The sequence below is a fragment of the Streptomyces enissocaesilis genome (genome assembly GCF_039533765.1).
GTDB lineage: Bacteria > Actinomycetota > Actinomycetes > Streptomycetales > Streptomycetaceae > Streptomyces > Streptomyces enissocaesilis.
This window is the reverse complement of record NZ_BAAAUD010000020.1, coordinates 240,664-254,934: the sequence shown is the minus strand read 5'-3', so window position 1 is coordinate 254,934 and position 14,271 is coordinate 240,664. Positions and strand designations below refer to the sequence as shown.

Here is a 14,271-nt window from a genome sequence, read left to right as displayed (position 1 = left end):
GAACAGCCGGCCACCGTTCCCGGGAACCGGCCCGGCGCGCCCCCTTCCCGTTCCCGCAGGACGCCGGTCCGCGCGGCCGCGTGACGACGTGCGCGAACCGCGCCCACCTGGCGCGGATCACCACCCGGCTCGCCGTCGACCGGCTGCGCCACGTACGGGCGAGGCGTGAGGTGTACGCCGGTCCGCGGCGGCCCGAGCCGCTCGTGACGGACCCCGGTGCGACCGTCGAGGACAGCGCGCAGCGCGCGGTGCTCGCCGCCTCCGGATCGCGCGCGGTGCTCGTCGTTCTGGAGTCGCGCTCTCCGCTGGAACGCGCGGTGTGCGTCCCGCGGGAGGCTTTCGGCTTCCCGTACGGAGAAATCGCAGCCACCCCGGAACGCCAGGAACCGACCGTACGGCAGCTCTCGGGACGCGCCCGGCGGCATGTCGCGGAACGCGGGCCACGGTTCGGCGTGGACCCGGCCGAACGCCGCGACCTCACCGAGCGGTTCCCCGCGGCGGCGTCGGGAGGGGACCTCGACGCACTGCTCGCACTGCTCACGCCGGACGTCCGGCTCGTCGGCGACAACGGCGGCAAGGCCAGGGCGCCACTGCGCGTCATGGAGAGCGCCGACAAGGCGGCGCGCTTCCTGTTCGCCGCGGCCGAGCAGCCGGTCGCCGAGAGCGAGTTCCGCTTCCTGGAGCTCAACGGCGGGCCGGCCCTGCCGGTCCTGTCCGGCTCGAAGCCCGACGCGGTCCTCCAGCTGGACGTCGCGGACGGCCTCATCCCGTGTGTCTACATCATCCGCAACCCCGGCAAACCCACCGCATTCGCCCCGTAGGAGCGGCGCCTGACCTGCGCCGATTGGTCTTGACCAAGGGGGGTCACGGACTTATGGTCGCAGAGTTAGTGCAGGAACCTTTAATAAACAAGGGCGCGGAAACTCGCCGGGGACAGGCTGATTGCGGAGGATCAGGGTGGGGACCACGCAGCTCGAAACGGTGCCGGAGCCGAAGTACTGGCACCTCAAGACCGTGCTCAGCGAGGCACTCGACTCCGACTTCGCGGTCGGTGAGATCCTGCCCAACGAGCGTGAACTCGCCTCGCGCTTCGGCGTCGCGCGCGCCACGCTCCGCCAGGCCCTCGAACAGCTCGAACTGGAAGGCCGCCTGCAGCGCCGTCGCGGCGTGGGCACCACGGTCGCCCCGCCGCGCGTGGGTGTGGACGTCGGCGCCTCGCAGCACGGCTGGCCGGGCGCGGCCGGCGACGCCTGGCAGCCGGTCGACTGCGCGAGCGCCGTGCCCCCCGTCGCGGTGGTCCGTATGCTCGACTTCGACGCCGAGGACGAGGTGCACGTGGTGCGCCGGCTCCGGGTGACGAACGGTCAGCCGGTGGCGGCCGAGCTGCTGTACGTACCGGACGCGTCCGTGCCGGACCTCGCGGCCATCGAAGCGCCCTCGGGCGCGGCCCGCGCGCGCAGCGTGCTCCGGGAACTGCAGCGCCTCGTGATGGACGGCCAGGACCGTGCCGTCGAGCTCGGCTCGGCCCGCGCGGACGACGCGAAGGAACTCGACCGGCTGCCCGGCGCGCCCGTCCTCGTCGTCACCACGCGTTACTTCGCCGAGGGCAGGACCGCCGCGGTCTCCGTGGCCACCTACCGGGCGGACACCTGCCGGCTCACCTTCGGTGACTCGGGCGACGTGGAGATAAGCCACCACGGGCAGGAGCGCAGGGCCTCCTGATTCCCTCCGCCTCACGGTAGGTGAGGCTCTCGCGGTACGGCCCGTCGCGGCTCAGCGGCGGGCCGTCACCGTTCCCTCGACGGCGAAGAGCTGTTCCTCGACGTGGCCGAGGGCCAGGCGCAGCGCGCCGGTCGCCACCGCCGCCTCACCGAGCAGCGACAGCGCCACCCGCGGCGGACGCAGGCAGTAGCGCGCCAACTCGCCGCGCAGCGGCTCCAGTACGCCGTCGATGCCGGCCGCCCACCCGCCGATCACGACCAGCTCGGGGTCGAGCGCCAGGACCAGCGCCGCCACGTCGTGCACCAGCCGCTGGATGAACCTCTCGACGGCCTCCCGCGCCCCCGGGTCGCCCTGTCTGGCGCGCCGGAAGACGGTTGCCACCGCCTGCTCGTCCAGCGGGAGCAGCGGCTCGCCCGTCGTCGACAGCAGCGTCTCCGGCGTGACCTCGCGGCCCAGCAGGTGCAGCGCTCCGATCTCGCCGGCCGCGCCGCCGTACCCGCGGTGCAGCCGGCCGCCGATCAGCGAACCCGCGCCGGGGCTCAGCCCGGCCAGGACGAACACGATGTCGTCGGAGTCGACGGCGACGCCCTTCCAGTGCTCGGCGACGGCCGCCGCGTTGGCGTCGTTCTCCACCAGTACGGGGCAGCGGAAGGAACGGCGGAGCCGCTCGCCGAGGGGCAGCCCGGTCCACTCGGGCAGGGCCGTGCCCAGCCGTACGGTTCCGTCGGCCTCCACGATGCCGGGCGAGCCGACGCCCACGGCGCGCAGCGAGCTGCGGGCGACTCCGGCGCGGCGCAGTACGTCGGCGACCGTGGCGCGTACCCGGTCGAGCCGCTCGTCCGCCGAAGCGGTCACGGACACCTCGCGGGAGCCCGCGCCGATGACGCGGCCGTCGAGCCCGGACAGCAGGGCGGCGATGCGGTGCGGACCGATCTCGACGCCCAGCAAGTGCCCCGCCTCGGCCCGGAACCGGAACCTCCGCGCGGGCCGCCCCTGCCGCCGCGCCTCGCCGTCCTCGGCCGGGGCCTCGACGACGAGCCCGGTCTCCATGAGCCCTTCGACCACACCCTCGACGGTCGGCCGGGAGAGGCCCGTGATGCGGGTGAGGTCGGTGAGAGTGGGCGAGCCGGCGCCTCGCAGGGCGTGCAGCACCACGGCGGAATTGATCCGCCGCAGCAGTGAGGGGTCCCCGCCGGTCAGCCGCCCCACGGTGTGTCCTCCCAGCTCGCGCGCTTGTTCTGCCGGATCGTACTCGCTGGTCGGGGGAGCGGCGAGTAAGATCCGGCGGTGTGCGGCCCACACGGCGCCCCAGCGGTACGCCGACGGCTTCCGCGGCGCCCCAGCGGTACGGCCGGCGGCTTCCGGGCGTCGGCGGTCTCCGCGCCTAGCGCGTGGTGTCGGACTCCTGGCCGTCGTCCTGCGACGCGGCCCGCAGTCTGGCGTACTCCTCGGCCATGGTCCGCGCGGTCCAGTGCGCGTTGAGTCCACTGGGGTTGGGCAGGGCCCAGATCCGGGTCCCGCCGATCGTCCGCTCCTGCGGCCCGATCATCGCCTTCTTCTCACCGAACGCCGTGCGGTAGGCGGTGATGCCGACCACCGCGAGCCACTTCGGCCGCAGCAGTTCGACCTTCGCGGTCAGGAGCCGTCCGCCCTCGCGGAACTCCTCGTCGCTGATCTCGTCGGCCCGCGCGCTCGCCCTGGCCACCACGTTGGTGATGCCCAGACCGTAGGACAGGAGCTCGTCCTGCTCCCACGGCTTCAACTGCCGGGGCGTGAAGCCCGAGAGGTGCAGCACCGGCCAGAAGCGGTTGCCGGGGCGGGCGAAGTGGTGGCCCGTCGCGGCCGACATCAGCCCCGGGTTGATGCCGCAGAAGAGCACCCGCAGGTCACCCGCGACCACGTCGGGAACGAGGCGGTCGCGGGCGGCCAGGAGTTCTTCGGGTGTCATGGCGTGCGGATCAGAGGATCGATCCGGGGGTGTACGCGGCGGCGTCGGGGTGCTGCCCGGCGATCTCCTCGATACGGGAGACCACGGCCCCGACCTGCTGCGCGGCCGCACCGGTGAAGGACAGCTTGTCGGCCATCAGCTCGTCGAGCCGCGCCCGGTCCAGCGGGATCCGCTCGTCGGCCGCGAGCTTGTCCAGCAGCTCGTTCCGCTCGGCGCCCTGCTCGCGCATCGCCAGCGCGGAGGCGACGGCGTTCTCCTTGATGGCCTCGTGCGCGACCTCGCGGCCGACCCCGGCCCGTACCGAGGCCATGAGCACCTTGGTGGTGGCGAGGAAGGGGAGGTAGCGGTCCAGCTCGCGGGAGACGACCGCCGGGAAGGCGCCGAACTCGTCCAGCACCGTCAGGAAGGTCTCCAGCAGGCCGTCGAAGGCGAAGAACGCGTCGGGCAGCGCGACGCGGCGCACCACCGAGCAGGACACGTCGCCCTCGTTCCACTGGTCGCCCGCCAGCTCGCCCGTCATCGAGGCGTAGCCGCGCAGGATCACCATGAGGCCGTTCACACGCTCGCAGGAGCGGGTGTTCATCTTGTGCGGCATCGCGGACGAGCCGACCTGGCCGGGCTTGAAGCCCTCCGTCACCAGCTCGTGCCCGGCCATCAGCCGGATCGTCTTCGCCACCGACGACGGCGCGCCCGCCAGCTGCACCAGCGCGGTGACGACCTCGTAGTCCAGCGAACGCGGGTACACCTGGCCCACCGAGGTGAAGGCCTGCGAGAAACCGAGGTGAGCGGCGATCCGCTGCTCCAGGTCCGCCAGCTTGCCCGCGTCGCCGCCCAGCAGGTCGAGCATGTCCTGGGCCGTGCCGACCGGGCCCTTGATCCCGCGCAGCGGGTAGCGGCCCAGCAGCTCCTCAAGACGTCTGTACGCCACCAGCAGCTCGTCGGCCGCCGTCGCGAAGCGCTTGCCGAGGGTCGTCGCCTGGGCCGCGACGTTGTGCGAGCGGCCCGCCATGACCAGCTCCGCGTACTCGGCGGACAGCTTGCCGAGGCGGGCGAGCACGGCGACCGTACGGTCGCGCATCAGCTCCAGCGAGAGCCGGATCTGGAGCTGTTCGACGTTCTCGGTGAGGTCGCGGGACGTCATGCCCTTGTGGACCTGCTCGTGGCCCGCGAGCGCGTTGAACTCCTCGATCCGCGCCTTCACGTCGTGGCGCGTGACCTTCTCGCGCTCGGCGATGGACACCAGGTCGACCTGGTCGAGCACGCGCTCGTAGTCGGAGAGGGCCTCGTCCGGCACCTCGATGCCGAGGTCTTTCTGGGCGCGGAGCACGGCGAGCCACAGCCGGCGCTCCAGCTTCACCTTCTCCTCGGGGGACCACAGGACGGCGAGTTGCGTGGAGGCGTAGCGGCCGGCCAGGACATTGGGGATGCGGGGCTTCGCGGGAGCAGCAGTCACGTGACCAGATTCTACTGGCGGTTTCTGCAGGTCGGCGCAGCACCCCTGGCTGTGGCTTGCTACAAGGAGGGGCGCGAGCGCTACGGAGGGGGCCCGTCATACGGCAGCAGCTCCGGGCGCTTGGCCGGCCGCCCGTCGCCCGAGGACCGCCCCGTGACGCGCCGTCCGATCCACGGCACCAGGTGCTCGCGCGCGAACCGCAGGTCGCTGCCGCGCCGCGCCGCCCAGCCGGGGGCCACGCCCGGTGCGAGCGGCGAGCGCCAGTCGTCCTCCGCCGCGAGCCCGAGCGCCTGCCACACCGCCTCGGCGACCCGCCGGTGCCCCTCCGCCGTCAGGTGCAGCCGGTCGACGTGCCACAGCCGGGGGTCGGCGAGCGCGGGAGCGCCGTACAGATCGACCACCAGGGCGCCGTGCCGCGCCGCCAGGCCGTCGACGAAGGCGAACAACTGCTCCATGCGCGGCCGGAAGCGCTCCATCACCGGACCGTTCCGGCCGGGGCTGCGCATCAGCACCAGCTGCCCGCAGGACGGCGCCAGCTTCCCGGCGGCCTCTTCGAGGAGTCCGCACACCCTGCCCATGTCGACCTTCGGCCGCAGCGTGTCGTTGAGGCCGCCGACCAGCGTCACGAGGTCCGGCCGCATGGCGGCCGCGACGCCGACCTGCTCGTCGACGATCTGGCCGATCAGCTTTCCGCGTACGGCGAGATTGGCGTACTGGAAGCCCGGTGTGCGCGCCGCGAGCCGCGCGGCGAGCAGGTCCGCCCAGCCGCGGTACGAGCCGTCGGGCAGCGCGTCCGACATGCCCTCGGTGAACGAGTCGCCGACCGCGACAAAACTGGTGTAGACGGCATTCATTTCCATGGCGGAGCGATCGTATCCCGGGCGCTCCCACCGTCGCGGCCGGGGCGACGCTCCTCGCCGCCCCGGCCGCGCCGACGGTCAGGACTGCTGCTTCTGGTCCGGCCGGCCCACCAGTTCCCGCAGGACGTCCTCCATCGTGACGAGCCCCGCCGGACTGCCGTCCTCGTCCAGCACCGCCGCCAGATGAGTCCGGCTGCGCCGCATCGCCGTCAGCACGTCGTCGAGCGGTGCGTCCGCCCGCACCCGGGCGATCGGCCGCAGCGCGGACACCGGGAAGGGCACGTCGCGCGGTACGGCGTCCAACGCGTCCTTGACGTGCAGGTACCCCAGGATCCGCAGACCCTCCAGCACCGGGAAGCGGGAGAACCCCGACTCGGCCGACAGCCGCTCCAGCTCCTCCGGGCCCGTCCCCACCTGGGCGTAGACCACGCGCTCCACCGGCATGACCACGTCCCGCACCGGGCGCCGGCCCAGCTCCAGGGCGTCGTGCAGCCGCTCGGCCGCACGGTCGTCGAGCAGGCCGGCGTCGCCCGCGTCGGTGACCAGCCGCGCCAGTTCGTCGTCCGAGAACGTCGCGGACACCTCGTTCTTGACCTCCACCCGCAACAGCTTGAGCAGCGCGTTGGCGAAGGCGTTGATCGCGAAGATCACCGGGCGCAGCGCACGGGCCAGCGCCACCAGCGGCGGCCCCAGCAGCAGCGCGATCCGCACCGGCTCGGCCAGCGCGATGTTCTTCGGCACCATTTCGCCGAAGAGCATGTGCAGATACGTCGCCGCGGCGAGCGCGATGACGAAGGAGACGAGGTGCGTCAGCCCGTCCGGCACACCGACGGCGTGGAAGACCGGCTCCAGCAGGTGCGCGATGGCCGGCTCGGCGACCACGCCCAGCACCAGGGTGCACAGCGTGATGCCCAGCTGGGCCGCCGCGAGCAGCGCCGAGACGTGTTCGAGGCCCCACAGGACGCTGTGCGCCCGCCGGTTCCCGCGTTCGGCCTCCGGCTCGATCTGGCTGCGGCGTACGGAGATCAGCGCGAACTCCGCGCCGACGAAGAAGGCGTTGACGACCAGCGTGAGCAGGCCGATGAGCAGTTGGACCGCGGTCATCGCCCGGCCTCCTTTTCCCCGGAACGGGCCGAGCCGGCGGAGCCGTAGGAGCCCGCGGCCTCTTCTTCCCCGGGCAGCGGGGCGTGCAGCAGCACGCGCGCCGCGCGGCGGCCCGCCGCGTCCACCACGTCCAGCTGCCATCCGGCCAGTTCGATGCGGTCGCCCACGACCGGGATACGGCCCAGCTCGCTGGCGACCAGCCCGGCGAGCGTCTCGTACGGGCCGTCGTGCAGCCGCAGTCCGACCCGCTCCAGCTGGTCAGTCCTGGCCGCGCCGTCCGCCGACCACAGCGTCCGCCCGTCGGCGTCCTCGCCGGCCGGGGCGAGGTCAGGCGTCTCGTGCGGGTCGTGCTCGTCGCGCACTTCGCCGACGACCTCCTCGACGATGTCCTCCAGCGTCACGACGCCCGCCGTGCCGCCGTACTCGTCGATGACGACGGCCATGGTGCGCCTGCCCGACAGCCGGTCGAGGAGCCGGTCCACGGTCAGCGACTCCGGTACGAGCAGGGGCTCGCGCAGCAGGGACGAGACCGGGTGCGACGGCCTGCGTTCGGCGGGCACGGTCAGTACGTCCTTGATGTGCGCGATGCCGACGACCGAGTCGAGGCTGCCCCGGTAGACGGGGAAACGGGACAGGCCGGTCGCGCGGGTGGCGTTCGCGACGTCCTCCGCGGTGGCCTGCACGTCGAGCGCGGTGACCTGCACGCGCGGGGTCATCACGTTCTCCGCGGTCAGCTCGGCCAGGTTCAGGGTCCGTACGAACAGCTCCGCCGTGTCGGCCTCCAGCGCGCCCTCCCGCGCGGAGTGCCGCGCCAGGGCGACGAGCTCCTGCGGGCTGCGGGCGGAGGCCAGCTCCTCGGCCGGCTCCATGCCCAGGCGCCGCACGATCCGGTTCGCCGAACCGTTGAGGTGGCTGATGAGCGGGCGGAAGGCCGCGCTGAACATCCGCTGCGGGGCGGCCACCACCCTGGCCACGGCCAGCGGTGACGAGATCGCCCAGTTCTTGGGCACCAGCTCGCCGACGACCATCAGGACGACGGTGGACAGGGCCGTACCGATGACCAGGGCCACCGACGAGGACGCCGAGCGGGAGAGGCCGACGTCTTCGAGCGGACCGCGGATCAGCTTGCCGATGGAAGGCTCGGCGAGCATGCCGACGAGGAGGTTGGTGACGGTGATGCCGAGCTGGGCGCCGGAGAGCTGGAACGTGAGGCTGCGTACGGCCTTGAGGGCGCTCGCCGCCCCCCGTTCACCGCGCTCCACGGACCGCTCGAGGTCTCCGCGCTCGATCGTGGTCAGCGAGAACTCGGCTGCGACGAAGGCTCCGCAGGCGAGCGAGAGCAGCACGGCCAGGGCGAGCAGAAGCACTTCGGTCATCGGTTCACCTCCGTCCCATGATCGGGCAGGGCGGGGAGGAGTGCGCGATGTCGACTGCTGGTACTGGGAGGCTCGCCCATGGGCGGACGCTCACACCTTTCAAAAAAGGGGATGAATGATCCGCCCATGGTAAAGGACCAGCAAACCGCGGCAGAAGTCAGTCCACGAGCGGCTTGACCCACCGCTGCCACTGCGGCTCCGGGGCGTAGCCCGCGGCGCGCCAGGCGTGGTGCGCGAGCGCGTTCCGGACGAGGACCATCGCGTCGCCGCGCCGCCCGCCCAGCTCCACGAACCGCTCCTCCGCCGCCGCGAGCAGCGCGGAGCCGATGCCGCGCCGCCGCCGGTCCGGGTGCACGGCCAGCCGGTACAGGTGGCAGCGCCAGCCGTCGAAGCCCGCGATGACCGTGCCGACGAGCTCGCCGCCGAACTCCGCGAGGATCAGCGAGCCGGGATCCCGGGCGACGAGCCGCCCGACGCCCGCGCGGTCGTCGCTGATGCTGGCCCCCTCGGCGGCCTCCTTCCAGAAGGCCAGTACCGCGTCGAGGTCGTCGGGGTTCGCGGCGCGTATTCGAAGATCGTTCATGGCGTCATCCCAGCATCCGGGGGCCGCCGCGTCGACCGTTCTCCGTATGCCGGACTTTCCGTAGCCGGACGCCTCTTGCCGGTGCTAGCACTGCCGCGCTAGCGTGAAGGGGTGGCGAAGACCCAGCTGAACGTACGCGTGGACGAGACCACCGCGGAGGCCGCGCGGCAGCGCGCCCTCCAGCGCGGGATGAGCGTGAACCGCTACATCGAGGAACTGGTCAGACAGGACGCGGGCGAGGTGGGGCGCACCTTCGTCGAGGCCGCGTCCGACTTCATGAAGCAGTACGAATCGGTGTTCGCGGAAGAGTTCGGCACGGAGCGCGAAGGCAAGCGTTGACTCTCAGGATCGACCTCGCCTGGCTCCTCATGGTCGCCGAGCACAAGACCCCCGGCGACCCGCAGGTCGTCGACTGGGGCGCGCTCGTCGCCGCCGTGGCCCGGCACGAGGCGGAGATCTTCGGCATCCCCGTCTACGGCGACGCGCCCGCCCGCGCGGCAGCCCTCCTCCACCTGCTCCTCCAGGTGCCCGCGCTGGAACGTTCCAACGCGATGTTCGCCTCGGCCGTCGCGTACGGCTATCTCGTCGCCTGCGGCCTGAAGATCGCGACCTCGCCCGAACAGGTGAGGGACCTGGCCAGGCTGGTCAAGGAGGGGAAGGCGGACGTGCACGCGATCGCCGAAGAGCTGCGCCGGTGGAGTCTGTGAGGGCGGGATCCGGGAGGGCGAGGTCTGTGGGGGAGCGGGCCGCGGAGGGGATGAGCCGCGGCCGGGCCGCGCGGCATCAGCCGCCGGACGGCCCCGTTTCCTCCGGGGGCCGGCGCGCCACGCCCAGCACGCAGGGCGACGACGGCAGCCGCGGTCCCCTCTCCGGTACGGACAGCCGCCGGTGGGCACCGATGTCGAAACCCGCCGCCACGATGCCCGCCAGCGGGTCGCGCGCCGTGTGGCACCCGCCGAAGAGCAGGGGCCACACGGTGCGGTCCAGCGCGCGCTGGACCGTCACCATGACCCGGCCCTCGCCCCGGCCGTGCTCGAAGAACCGCAGCTCGCCACCCGGCCGCAGCACACGCCTGATCTCGGACAGGGCGCGCGGGACGTCCCGTACGCTGCACAGCACCAGCGACACCACCGCCGCGTCGAACGCCTCGCTCTTGACCGGCAGCGCCTCCGCGGCGCCCGGCACCACGTCCACCGGGACACCGGCGTCCAGGCCCGCCTTCACGGCCAGCCGCCGCAGGCTGCGCTCCGGTTCGATCGCCACCACCTCGGAGACGGCCGACGGGTAGTACGCGAAGTTCAGCCCGTTTCCCGCGCCGATCTCGATGACCCGGCCCGAGAGACCGGACAGCAGTTCCGCGCGGTGCGCGGCCACCCCGCTCCTCAGGTCGGACATCACACTCACGCGGGCGTAGAAACGGGCGAAGAGCGGATGGTGCACGGCGTCCCGGGGAACCTTGCGGCGGCGTTCCAGCATCGCGGACCTCCTCCGTGGGCGTACGGATACCGCGATTCCTACCCCGTGGCGGGGCCCACGCCGCTCACGAAGCAGAACTCGTTGCCTTCCGGATCCAGCAGCACCTGGAAGGAGCCGTTCTCGTCGGTGACGATGCCGCCCGTCCTGGTCGCTCCCAGGCGCTCCGCCTCGGCGCTCGCCGCGTCCAGGTCACCCGCCTCCAGGTCCAGGTGGAGGCGGTTCTTGACGGTCTTGCCCTCCGGTACCCGCTGGAAGGCGATCCGCGTCCAGTCCGGCGGGTCGACGTACGACCAGTGCGGACTCCGGTCGACGGGGTCGCCGCCCAGCAGGGCGGCCCAGAACCGGACCAGCGCGGCCGGGTCCGCGCAGTCGAAGACGATCTCGTCGATACGTGCTCGCATGACGACGACCATAGGCGCTCACGGGCTCACGGGCACCAGGTGCCGCCGAGCCGGGGCGCGAGCCACGTCGTGGCGCGGCTGCGGAATTCGGCGGGCTCCAGGGCCCCCGCGCCCTCGGGGACGACGCCGAGCAGGGGCGCTCCTGCGGCGACCTCGGGAAGGTCCGTCAGATTGCACCGCTCGGCGAGGCCGGGATCCCCGGGCCAGCTGCCGACGACGATCCCGAGCATCTCGATCCCGCGGGCGCGCAGCGCCTCGGCGGTCAGCGCGGTCGAGTTGAGCGTGCCGAGGCCGGCCGGGGTGACGACGAGCACGGGCGCTTCGAGCAGGCGGGCGGCGTCGGCGAGGGTGGCGCCGTCGTCGTCGAAGCGGACCAGGAGGCCGCCGGCGCCCTCGACGAGCACGAGGTCGTACTCGACGGCGAGCTCGGCGGCCGCGGTGGCGACGTCGTGCGGCCGTACGGGGGGCAGACCGGCGCGGCGGGCGGCGGTCGCGGGCGCCAACGGCTCGGGGAACCGGGCGAGTTCGACCCCCGTGACCGCGTCGCCCGCGAGCCGTACGACTTCGTCGGCGTCCCCCGGCTCCCCGTGCGCGAGTCCGGTCTGTGCGGGCTTGAGCACGGCGACGGTACGTCCCTGGGCACGGGCGGCGGCTGCGAGGGCCGCCGTGACGACGGTCTTTCCGATCTCGGTGCCGGTGCCACTGACGACGATGACGGCCATGGGTGGTGCTCCTGCGTAGTAGTTCGTCGTAGTTCTTTGTGGTTCGCCCGCGTATGTCCGGACGGGCGGCGGGAGGACCCGCTCACACGCTCGCCGACGCCGCCGCCCGCACCGCCCGGCAGACGCGGGCCAGGTCCTCGTCGCTCGTGACGTACGGCGGCATCGTGTAGATCAGGTCGCGGAACGGGCGCAGCCACACGCCCTCCCGTACCGCCGCCTCCGTCGCCGCGGCCATGTCGACCTCACGGTCCAGCTGTACGACGCCGATCGCGCCCAGTACCCGCACGTCCCGCACCCCCGGCAGCCGCGCCGCCTCCGCCAGCCCTTCGCCCAGGCCCGCTTCGATGCGCTTGACCTCGCCCTGCCAGTCCTGGCCGAGCAGCAGGTCGATCGAGGCACACGCCACCGCCGACGCCAGCGGGTTGCCCATGAACGTCGGGCCGTGGGCCAGGACCGGGACTTCGCCGCGCGAGATGCCGTCGGCCACTTCGGACGTGCACAGCGTCGCCGCCATCGTCAGGTAACCACCGGTCAGCGCCTTGCCGAGGCACAGGACATCCGGCGAGACGGACGCGTGCTCCGAGGCGAAAAGGGTTCCCGTACGGCCGAAACCCGTCGCGATCTCGTCGAAGACCAGCAGCACGTCGTGCGCGTCGCACGCCTCCCGCAGCACCCGCAGGTACGCGGGGGAGTGGAAGCGCATCCCGCCCGCGCCCTGCACCACCGGCTCCACGATCACCGCGGCCAGTTCGCCGGCGTGACGGGCGATCAGCGCGCGCAGGTGGTCGGCGTACGCCGCGTCGTACCCGGCCGGCGGCGCGTCCGCGAAGACCTGGCGCGGCAGCGCCCCCTGCCACAGCCCGTGCATCCCGCCCTCGGGGTCGCACACCGACATCGGCTGCCAGGTGTCCCCGTGGTAGCCGCCGCGCCAGGTCAGCAGCCGCTGCTTGCCGGGACGGCCGGCCGAACGCCAGTACTGGAGGCACATCTTGACCGCTACCTCGACCGCCACCGAACCGGAGTCGGCCAGGAAGACATGGCGCAGCGGCTGCGGAGTGATCTCCACCAGCTTGGCGGCCAGACGCACGGCGGGCTCATGGGTGAGCCCGCCGAACATCACATGGCTCATCCGGTCGAGCTGACCGCGCGCCGCCTCGTTGAGGACGGGATGGTTGTAGCCGTGGACCGCCGACCACCAGGACGACATGCCGTCGATCAGCTCGTCCTGGCCGTGGGCGGCCCGCGCGAGCCGCAGCCGGACGCCGGACGCGGACTCCACCAGCAGCGGCTCGGCCCGGCCCGGCATCGGACCGTACGGATGCCAGACGTGCTCCCGGTCGAGCCGGAGCAGCTCGGCGGGCGAGAGGGCGGGGGAGAGCGGCTCAGGCATTGGGCGCGAGGTCCGTCCCGGCGCCCCGCCGGCGTACCGACACCAGGTCCGTACGGGCGGCCGGGATCTCCGGGGCGTCCCCTTCGGCCGCCGGCTCGCCGCACGCCGACGCGCAGCCGCCACCGCCCCGGTGCTCCGGCAGCGTCGTCGTGTCCGTCCCCTCCACCTCGAAACCGGCGTCGGCGATCATCTCCAGGTCGGCCTGACCGGCCTGGCCCTCACTGGTCAGGTAGTCGCCGAGGAAGATCGAGTTGACCAGGTGCAGCGCGAGCGGCTGCAGGGTGCGCAGATGCACCTCGCGCCCGCCCGCCAGCCGTACCTCCACGTCCGGGCAGACGAACCGCACCATCGCGAGGATGCGCAGCGCCCGCTGCGGGGTGAGGTTCCACTCCTTGGCGAGCGGCGTGCCCTCGAAGGGGATCAGGAAGTTCACCGGCACCGAGTCCGGGTCCAGCTCGCGCAGCGCGAAGACGACGTCCACCAGGTCGGCGTCGGACTCGCCCATGCCCGCGATCAGCCCGGAGCACGCGGACATGCCCGCGGCCTGCGCCTGCTGGACGGTCTCCACGCGGTCGGCGTAGGTGTGGGTGGTGGTGATGGCGCCGTACGTCCCCTCGGACGTGTTCAGGTTGTGGTTGTACGCGTCGGCGCCCGCCGCCCGCAGCCGCTCCGCCTGCCCGTCGGACAGCAGCCCGAGGCAGGCGCACACCTCGACGTCCTCGTGCCGGTCCTTGATCGCCTCGATCGTCTTCGAGACCCGGTCGACGTCCTTGTCCGTCGGCCCGCGCCCGCTCGCCACCAGGCACACCCGCTTCGCGCCACCGGCGACCCCCGCGGCCGCCGCCTTCGTCGCCTCGTCGGGCTTCAGCCAGGTGTACTTCAGGATCTCGGCCTTCGAGCCGAGCCGCTGCGAACAGTAGGAACAGTCCTCGGGGCACAGGCCCGACTTGAGGTTGACGAGATAGTTGAGCTTCACCCGCCGCCCGAACCACTGACGGCGTACCTTTCCGGCCGCGGCCACCACGTCGAGCAGCTCGTCGTCGGAGGTCGCCAGCACGGCGAGCGCTTCTTCGCGGGTCGGCAGCTCACGCCGCAGCCCCTTCTCCACCAGTGTGTTCAGCAGGTCCATGGCGCCGATCCTGGCCTACGGCGCAGCCTGCCGCCAGGGAGGAATCGCACAAGAGGGGCCCCGCAGGGTGTGGGTATTGCCACACCCTGACCGAGCATGACCCCGGC

Annotated in this window: 15 protein-coding genes and 1 pseudogene; 4 read left to right on the top strand and 12 right to left on the bottom strand. The window is 72.7% G+C overall.

Features of this window, described 5'->3' with window-relative positions; translation table 11 throughout:
• Positions 1–61: 61 nt before the first annotated feature.
• Positions 62–821, top strand: a pseudogene (locus ABD374_RS10765) (sigma-70 family RNA polymerase sigma factor family protein); the annotation flags it as partial.
• A gap of 136 nt (positions 822–957) precedes the next feature.
• Entirely contained in the window at positions 958–1,722 is a 765-nt protein-coding gene (locus ABD374_RS10760) for a GntR family transcriptional regulator (RefSeq protein ID WP_344493877.1), read from the top strand.
• Between the two features lie 51 nt (positions 1,723–1,773).
• Here ABD374_RS10760 and ABD374_RS10755 read toward each other — a convergent pair whose 3' ends face one another.
• From ABD374_RS10755 to ABD374_RS10725, 7 genes are all read right to left on the bottom strand, one after another.
• Positions 1,774–2,931 carry an ROK family transcriptional regulator gene (locus tag ABD374_RS10755; protein WP_344493875.1) on the bottom strand — a complete coding sequence of 386 codons (1,158 nt, stop codon included), beginning with the start codon at positions 2,929–2,931 and terminating at the stop codon, positions 1,774–1,776.
• Between the two features lie 175 nt (positions 2,932–3,106).
• Positions 3,107–3,670, bottom strand: a complete 564-nt coding sequence (gene mug, locus ABD374_RS10750; RefSeq protein ID WP_344493873.1) for a G/U mismatch-specific DNA glycosylase — start codon at positions 3,668–3,670, stop codon at positions 3,107–3,109.
• A gap of 10 nt (positions 3,671–3,680) precedes the next feature.
• Positions 3,681–5,123 (bottom strand): adenylosuccinate lyase, encoded by a 1,443-nt coding sequence (gene purB / locus ABD374_RS10745; protein WP_344493871.1) that lies wholly within the window; start codon positions 5,121–5,123, stop codon positions 3,681–3,683.
• Between the two features lie 80 nt (positions 5,124–5,203).
• Positions 5,204–5,983 (bottom strand): SGNH/GDSL hydrolase family protein, encoded by a 780-nt coding sequence (locus ABD374_RS10740; protein ID WP_344493870.1) that lies wholly within the window; start codon positions 5,981–5,983, stop codon positions 5,204–5,206.
• A gap of 78 nt (positions 5,984–6,061) precedes the next feature.
• Entirely contained in the window at positions 6,062–7,087 is a 1,026-nt protein-coding gene (locus ABD374_RS10735; protein WP_344493868.1) for a hemolysin family protein, read from the bottom strand.
• The gene (locus ABD374_RS10730; protein WP_344493866.1) at positions 7,084–8,463 is read right to left on the bottom strand and encodes a hemolysin family protein; all 1,380 of its coding nucleotides are present in this window, start codon (positions 8,461–8,463) and stop codon (positions 7,084–7,086) included. Before ABD374_RS10730 ends, ABD374_RS10735 begins: the two co-directional genes overlap by 4 nt.
• A 157-nt stretch (positions 8,464–8,620) precedes the next feature.
• A complete protein-coding gene (locus ABD374_RS10725; protein ID WP_344493864.1) occupies positions 8,621–9,046 on the bottom strand; it encodes a GNAT family N-acetyltransferase in 426 nt (141 codons plus the stop codon).
• 111 nt (positions 9,047–9,157) lie between these two features.
• On the opposite strand from ABD374_RS10725, the gene ABD374_RS10720 reads away from it, so the two are divergent.
• Positions 9,158–9,385 (top strand): antitoxin, encoded by a 228-nt coding sequence (locus ABD374_RS10720; protein ID WP_214910147.1) that lies wholly within the window; start codon positions 9,158–9,160, stop codon positions 9,383–9,385.
• Positions 9,382–9,753: a fic family toxin-antitoxin system, toxin component gene (locus ABD374_RS10715; RefSeq protein ID WP_344493860.1), complete on the top strand. Its 372-nt coding sequence runs from the start codon at positions 9,382–9,384 to the stop codon at positions 9,751–9,753. The genes ABD374_RS10720 and ABD374_RS10715 overlap by 4 nt, the downstream gene beginning before the upstream one ends.
• A gap of 76 nt (positions 9,754–9,829) precedes the next feature.
• Here ABD374_RS10715 and ABD374_RS10710 read toward each other — a convergent pair whose 3' ends face one another.
• From ABD374_RS10710 to bioB, 5 genes are all read right to left on the bottom strand, one after another.
• Positions 9,830–10,522 (bottom strand): class I SAM-dependent methyltransferase, encoded by a 693-nt coding sequence (locus ABD374_RS10710; protein WP_344493858.1) that lies wholly within the window; start codon positions 10,520–10,522, stop codon positions 9,830–9,832.
• 38 nt (positions 10,523–10,560) lie between these two features.
• A complete protein-coding gene (locus ABD374_RS10705) occupies positions 10,561–10,923 on the bottom strand; it encodes a VOC family protein (protein WP_344493856.1) in 363 nt (120 codons plus the stop codon).
• A gap of 26 nt (positions 10,924–10,949) precedes the next feature.
• Positions 10,950–11,645, bottom strand: a complete 696-nt coding sequence (gene bioD / locus ABD374_RS10700) for a dethiobiotin synthase (RefSeq protein ID WP_344493854.1) — start codon at positions 11,643–11,645, stop codon at positions 10,950–10,952.
• Positions 11,646–11,727: 82 nt separating this feature from the next.
• Entirely contained in the window at positions 11,728–13,035 is a 1,308-nt protein-coding gene (locus ABD374_RS10695) for an adenosylmethionine--8-amino-7-oxononanoate transaminase (RefSeq protein WP_344493852.1), read from the bottom strand.
• The gene (bioB, locus tag ABD374_RS10690) at positions 13,028–14,164 is read right to left on the bottom strand and encodes a biotin synthase BioB (RefSeq protein WP_344493850.1); all 1,137 of its coding nucleotides are present in this window, start codon (positions 14,162–14,164) and stop codon (positions 13,028–13,030) included. Before bioB ends, ABD374_RS10695 begins: the two co-directional genes overlap by 8 nt.
• Between the last annotated feature and the right edge of the window lie 107 nt (positions 14,165–14,271).

Bases quoted from the DNA above. Each gene is read 5' to 3' on its own strand.
- mug (WP_344493873.1), bottom strand. From the start codon at position 3,670: ATGACACCCGAAGAACTCCTGGCCGCCCGCGACCGCCTCGTTCCCGAC.
- ABD374_RS10740 (WP_344493870.1), bottom strand. From the start codon at position 5,983: ATGGAAATGAATGCCGTCTACACCAGTTTTGTCGCGGTCGGCGACTCG.
- ABD374_RS10735 (WP_344493868.1), bottom strand. From the start codon at position 7,087: ATGACCGCGGTCCAACTGCTCATCGGCCTGCTCACGCTGGTCGTCAAC.
- ABD374_RS10730 (WP_344493866.1), bottom strand. From the start codon at position 8,463: ATGACCGAAGTGCTTCTGCTCGCCCTGGCCGTGCTGCTCTCGCTCGCC.
- ABD374_RS10725 (WP_344493864.1), bottom strand. From the start codon at position 9,046: ATGAACGATCTTCGAATACGCGCCGCGAACCCCGACGACCTCGACGCG.
- ABD374_RS10710 (WP_344493858.1), bottom strand. From the start codon at position 10,522: ATGCTGGAACGCCGCCGCAAGGTTCCCCGGGACGCCGTGCACCATCCG.
- ABD374_RS10705 (WP_344493856.1), bottom strand. From the start codon at position 10,923: ATGCGAGCACGTATCGACGAGATCGTCTTCGACTGCGCGGACCCGGCC.
- bioD (WP_344493854.1), bottom strand. From the start codon at position 11,645: ATGGCCGTCATCGTCGTCAGTGGCACCGGCACCGAGATCGGAAAGACC.
- ABD374_RS10695 (WP_344493852.1), bottom strand. From the start codon at position 13,035: ATGCCTGAGCCGCTCTCCCCCGCCCTCTCGCCCGCCGAGCTGCTCCGG.
- bioB (WP_344493850.1), bottom strand. From the start codon at position 14,164: ATGGACCTGCTGAACACACTGGTGGAGAAGGGGCTGCGGCGTGAGCTG.